The following is a 4,822-nucleotide window of genomic DNA, read 5'->3' as shown; positions in this document are numbered from 1 at the left end:
GTGTCAGTTCAATAGTCTGTGCGTTGGTTGCCTTGGCGAGTTTCTTGTCTGTCAGTTTTATCCGTATCTCATCAATGTCAAAACGGATGTTCGTCTTGTTCTCGATGGAAAAGTCTATGAAGAAGTAGTTACCCACCGAGTAGATATTGTTCAGACGCATCACCATACGGTGTGCTTTGGTAGCTACGTTGCGGATTTTCGCAGGTGAGTTCCAGATGCGCCGTGCATGATGTGTCATGTCGGCAGTGGACATTGAGACTGCCGGATTGTTATACGCATTACGCTCTTGCAGCAGTATCTCCTTATCCGTTACTGCCTCTTTCATCCTTGTGGTATAAATCAGTGCGTATTGTGTGCGGTACCGTTCCGTTACAATGGTGACGATGGCGAGTATTTCACCATCCTCGTGTCCGCTTTCCTTGGGCTTTAGGCGGATGATGTTGTCAATGGGCTGATCACCCGCCACCTTGTCAGTGGAAATATCCACGAAACGCACCGGTTCCGATGCCGTTATGACGGTTGTTATCTGTTCGTTCACCGTCAGTTGTTCCATTTCCTCATAGGTCGTTTGCGCCTGTGCGTTCCGCGCCAGCGGCAGCCCTGCCGCCAGAAGAAATGACATTGCGATTTTCTTCCAATTCATATCCATGTTGTTAATTATATTTATTCCGTTTATTTCCTCTTTTCCCTTATTTCTCCTCTTTCTTTACCTGTTTGGCACGTACCCATGTACAACGCCCCGTCCGGGTCATTTGGAGTTCACACTGCCAAAGAGTGCCTTTCTCCACTGTTTTGAAATTCACATTTCCGTATCTTGGTCCGTAAAAACCGGTATGTTTTTGAAAAGCGAATAAGGCAATCCTCCGTCTGTCTTCTGTCCGGAAGTTGCATATTAGGGCAAACTGCCCTCTGTGATGCCACCACTCGGCACTCACAAGTTTTCCGATAAATGTCTCGGCTTTATTGGGGGCTATATAGTCCGCATAATAAAGCCCATCCGTACCTTTGTGATATTCTGATAAATCTGTTTCCATGTCATCATCGTTTTATTTCCTTTTTTCCTGTCCGTTCACCAAATACACGAAAGTTCCGTATTTCAGCTTGACTTTGTTTTTCTTGATAGCTTTGCTAATGGCATTGCTTGTTTTCTGGTAGGCATTGTTCACCGCCTGCATTCCCCATTGTGCAAGGCTGTTTCCTGTACTTCCCATACTCATGTTCATATTGCCCGACATTGCCCCGCTTGCTACATCCTTGCTCGTTTCCCGGAATTGGCTGTTGGGTACATACAGCCCTTCCATGCCATCAGTATCATAGAGTGACAGACTCACTTTCACCAGTTCGTCATTCACGAGGATGCTGCTGATATTACCTTTCACGCGTCCGGATGAGAATCCGCTCACTGTAGCGTACAGGTACGTTCCCCTTGCTACCACACACTCGCCAATCTCCACATCGTCAAGCAGGCGCAACCTCACGCGCGAGCCGTCCACCGCTTTGATGTTCTCGTCAATGATGGCTTGGATAAGTTTCGGTTCACGGACATTCTTCGACAGTGTGTTAAAGTAGTCCGAGGTTGTCTTCACCTTGCGTACCACTTCGCTGGGCGGTTCGTCCGCAGATGGCGTTTTCACAGCCCGGCTCTCTTCGTTGATGGTTCCGGAGGCTGTTGCTCCTTGTGGTGGAGCAATGTTGGCCGTGTCCGTTTCTGCCGGGGGTACAGTCGCGTTTTGCCCTCTCAGTCTCGCCTCTGCGAGTGCTTTTTCCAGTTCGGCAAGTGCTTCTTGTTCTCGTGTCTTGGCAGAGGCAATTTCCGCTGCCGCAGCTTTTTCCTGTTGTTCTTCCGTGAGCAGGTCGATGTCGTCCTGCGTGTATTTCGATTCATACTCTTCCTTGTTTTTATCGGGTTCTTCCCGGTCTATGTTATCTACTGCGGAGTAGTCCTGTATCTTACCCCATGATTTCGCCATATTCTCGTATTTGCTGCCTATGCCATCGTCCTTGATCTGTGCCCCCGGCAATTCGGGGTTCAGGAACTCCGTCGTCTGCAATGCCTTGTCTTGTATTTCTATCGTTTCTGTCTGAAACAGGTCGAAGATGAAATAAGACGCGCCGAGCAGGGGGAAATAAAGGATGGCGGGAAGCATATATTTCGGCTGGCGAAAATTGATTTTCTCCAATATCTTCATTATACATCTTTTAATTGAGTTGTACATACTTGCCTTCAATGGCACAATTTCTCAGTATCTCTGCGTTGTCTTCTCCGAAAGCTAACAGGAGGCTACCGCAACCGGGAGAGTCACCTCGCGTTCCGTCTGGTCGGTAGAATCGGATGCGGTGGCGTAGGAATTTCATTCCCGTTGCTTTTGGGAAGATGACGTCCTGAAACATTTTGGAATCACAACGGTTGAATAATAATGCAATGCCGTTGCCATGTTCTGCCAGTTTCCGGACGAATAGCTCGATAAGAGGACGCGAATAGGGAGGATTGAGCCACACACGTCCTTCCCATATCTGGGACAACCCGTCTATGTTCTGATCATACATGACCTCGGCAGTCGGCCACAACGGACGGATAGGAGCGCAAGGGTCAAGGTCGAATTTGCCCAATGCGTCCAGTATCTCCTTTGGCGTGTACCATTCGTCTGACGAACGGACTGATTTTTCAAACCGTGTATTCATAAGCATTCTTTTACTGTGGTTTGTCCCCTCTGTTTTTATGTTCCCTTATTTCGACTTCCTGTAACAGCTTGTGCCGTTCCCGAAGTACAGAATCCTGCATTTCCGTTGCCGTGCGACTTGTCGGGCTGTGCCTGTACACAGTTACCAAGCGGTAGGCGTTCCATGCGAAAGCTCCGATGACGAATGTAAAGACGATGACCAGAAACAGCGTCCGGTGCGCGTTGGCAAAGCCCTGCACCTTGGCCGCCGCTTGGTCGATACGTGTCGCCTTGGCGAATTTGTGCCCGGCCTGCACCTCTCGCTCGTAGCGTTCCTTGTACTGCGGGTCATCTTTGTCCGGCATCTTCTCGCCGAACAACATCCGTTTGAATCCTTTGATATTCATATCTTTGGTGATTTAATAGTTACTCTTTGTTTTTTGCTCGATATCTTTGTTCAGCAATGTGCGCCAGTTTACTATGAGCAGTCCATGCGGATTGTTGTCCGTTCTCGGCACACGTTTAAGTTGCCCTGCCGTAACCAGTTCGCGCATCAGGATATTACTCCGACGTTCGATTCGCTGCCGACCATAGTAGGTGAACTCCATATTCTTTTTGTCAAAGGAGATACTGTCACAGAAAATCGAGAACACCGCGCTCGTACCCAATATGTTGGAGTAAAATCCCTTTTCCTTGAGGGTATTGTATTGTGCCAGTCCCGTCTCATCGACCAGGTACATCGCTTTTTCCATCGTATAGCGGATGTATTTGTCGTCCGGTGCGAGAGTAAAAAAGTAATGGTGGAACATTTCTACATGGCTCTTGGCTTCCACGTCCAGCGTTTCGTCCATCGTCGTGCGGGTTACGAGTATAGGTACATTTCCGTCCAGCACATACACCTTTTTCTGTGCGTCCGTCACCATTGTCCGGGCAGTCCAGATACTTGACACACTGATGATGATACACCCTACAAGAAAAGCAGTGCAGATGATGCCCACCAGTCGGATTTTATTCTCCAAATGCTTGATGACCATATACCTTTATTTTTTCTTGTTAGACAATCGTGTGTATTCGTCATGTAACATTGTCATGACTGTATCCTGTAACTCCGTCAGAAATTTTTCGAACTTCCCGTCAAAGAGCTGTGTGTAATCTTCCCGCATGATTACATGCACGAATATCCACCAGATACGGCGGTTTCGATTCTTGGCATTTTTCTGCAATTTGACCAGTTGCAGACGATAGGTAAGGTAAGTCATCATAGGGACGATATATCGGTTGTCCCATGTAACGGCTTCGTCCAGTTCTTCATATTCCGGATCAATTCGGTGGTTAGGTGCATAAACGAGTTCTTCGCTTATGCGTTCATTTGCATAGCGCACGAAACGCTCGTTCCTGCACCATTTTTCAATTTTCTGTTGTACATTCATCTTTTGGATATTTAATATTAGGTTTATCATTATCTCATCATCGAGCCGATACCGCCCGTAGCCGTCATTTTGGCCTGCTGCGCCACACCTTCTCCAAAGTTCCGTGTAGAGAAGGCCGTGTCACCTTCAGGTATCATCCATGCTGCCAAGTCCGGTACGAGGTTTAGGCATTTCAGTGCCACGATACTTGCCGCCATCAAGTAGCCGGCGGAGAAGAAGCTGTTTTGCAAGTAGGCCGCCATCGTCTGTTCGCTTGCTGTGATTGCCGTCAGGTTTTCTATCTGTATGCACAATACAATGTCAAATAGCAGTAGCACATAGAAGCCGACGAAGTAGAGCATCGCACCATAGAAATGTACTGTCAGATACCTTATAAGCCACTTCGCCCATGCACCTTCCCATTTGGGCAACAGCGAGAACGCCCATTGTATAGGTCCGAATATTGTTAACATGCCCAGTAGGATTTGCTGGCAGTAGATGGTTGCCCACCATCCGATACGATACACAATCAGAGCGATAAGCATGATGATTTTATCGATACCTACGATGACTCCTGCCGTCAGTGAGGTAAACCACAGTTCGGCTGCGTCTTTCTCCATTTTCGTCACTTCGTCCACTCCGGTTTGTTCCATGGTCGCTTCTACCAGATTCGGGTCTGAGGTACCCGTGTGAGCGACATCTGCCTGTGCTTGCAAACTTTGGTACATCGTGTCACGTACATGGATAAGTTGC

The 4,822-nt window shown here is 47.9% G+C and carries 7 protein-coding genes and 1 pseudogene; all 8 read right to left on the bottom strand.

The annotated features are described in order from the left end of the window. Positions 1-622: conjugative transposon protein TraN (traN, locus tag ABUA47_RS23055; RefSeq protein WP_410520195.1), on the bottom strand; the 622-nt coding region annotated here is incomplete at its 3' end. Positions 623-689: 67 nt separating this feature from the next. Then, entirely contained in the window at positions 690-1,034 is a 345-nt protein-coding gene (locus ABUA47_RS23050; protein WP_005836874.1) for a hypothetical protein, read from the bottom strand. Between the two features lie 12 nt (positions 1,035-1,046). Further along, entirely contained in the window at positions 1,047-2,189 is a 1,143-nt protein-coding gene (traM, locus tag ABUA47_RS23045) for a conjugative transposon protein TraM (protein WP_032558021.1), read from the bottom strand. A 10-nt stretch (positions 2,190-2,199) separates the two neighbouring features. Next, positions 2,200-2,682: a DNA N-6-adenine-methyltransferase gene (locus ABUA47_RS23040; protein ID WP_009293527.1), complete on the bottom strand. Its 483-nt coding sequence runs from the start codon at positions 2,680-2,682 to the stop codon at positions 2,200-2,202. A gap of 10 nt (positions 2,683-2,692) precedes the next feature. After that, positions 2,693-3,067, bottom strand: coding sequence for a hypothetical protein (locus ABUA47_RS23035; RefSeq protein ID WP_009292739.1), 375 nt, complete (start codon positions 3,065-3,067; stop codon positions 2,693-2,695). A 12-nt stretch (positions 3,068-3,079) separates the two neighbouring features. Beyond that, a complete protein-coding gene (traK, locus tag ABUA47_RS23030; protein WP_007761289.1) occupies positions 3,080-3,694 on the bottom strand; it encodes a conjugative transposon protein TraK in 615 nt (204 codons plus the stop codon). A 6-nt stretch (positions 3,695-3,700) separates the two neighbouring features. Then, positions 3,701-4,090 carry a hypothetical protein gene (locus ABUA47_RS23025; RefSeq protein WP_009292740.1) on the bottom strand — a complete coding sequence of 130 codons (390 nt, stop codon included), beginning with the start codon at positions 4,088-4,090 and terminating at the stop codon, positions 3,701-3,703. 29 nt (positions 4,091-4,119) lie between these two features. Beyond that, positions 4,120-4,822, bottom strand: a pseudogene (locus ABUA47_RS23020) (hypothetical protein); the annotation flags it as partial.

Source organism: Bacteroides sp. RTP31139st1_H2_RTP31139_211217 (genome assembly GCF_040227615.1).
Lineage (GTDB): Bacteria > Bacteroidota > Bacteroidia > Bacteroidales > Bacteroidaceae > Bacteroides > Bacteroides uniformis.
The sequence above is the reverse complement of the archived record's forward strand: the minus strand, read 5'-3'. Positions and strand labels throughout refer to the sequence as shown.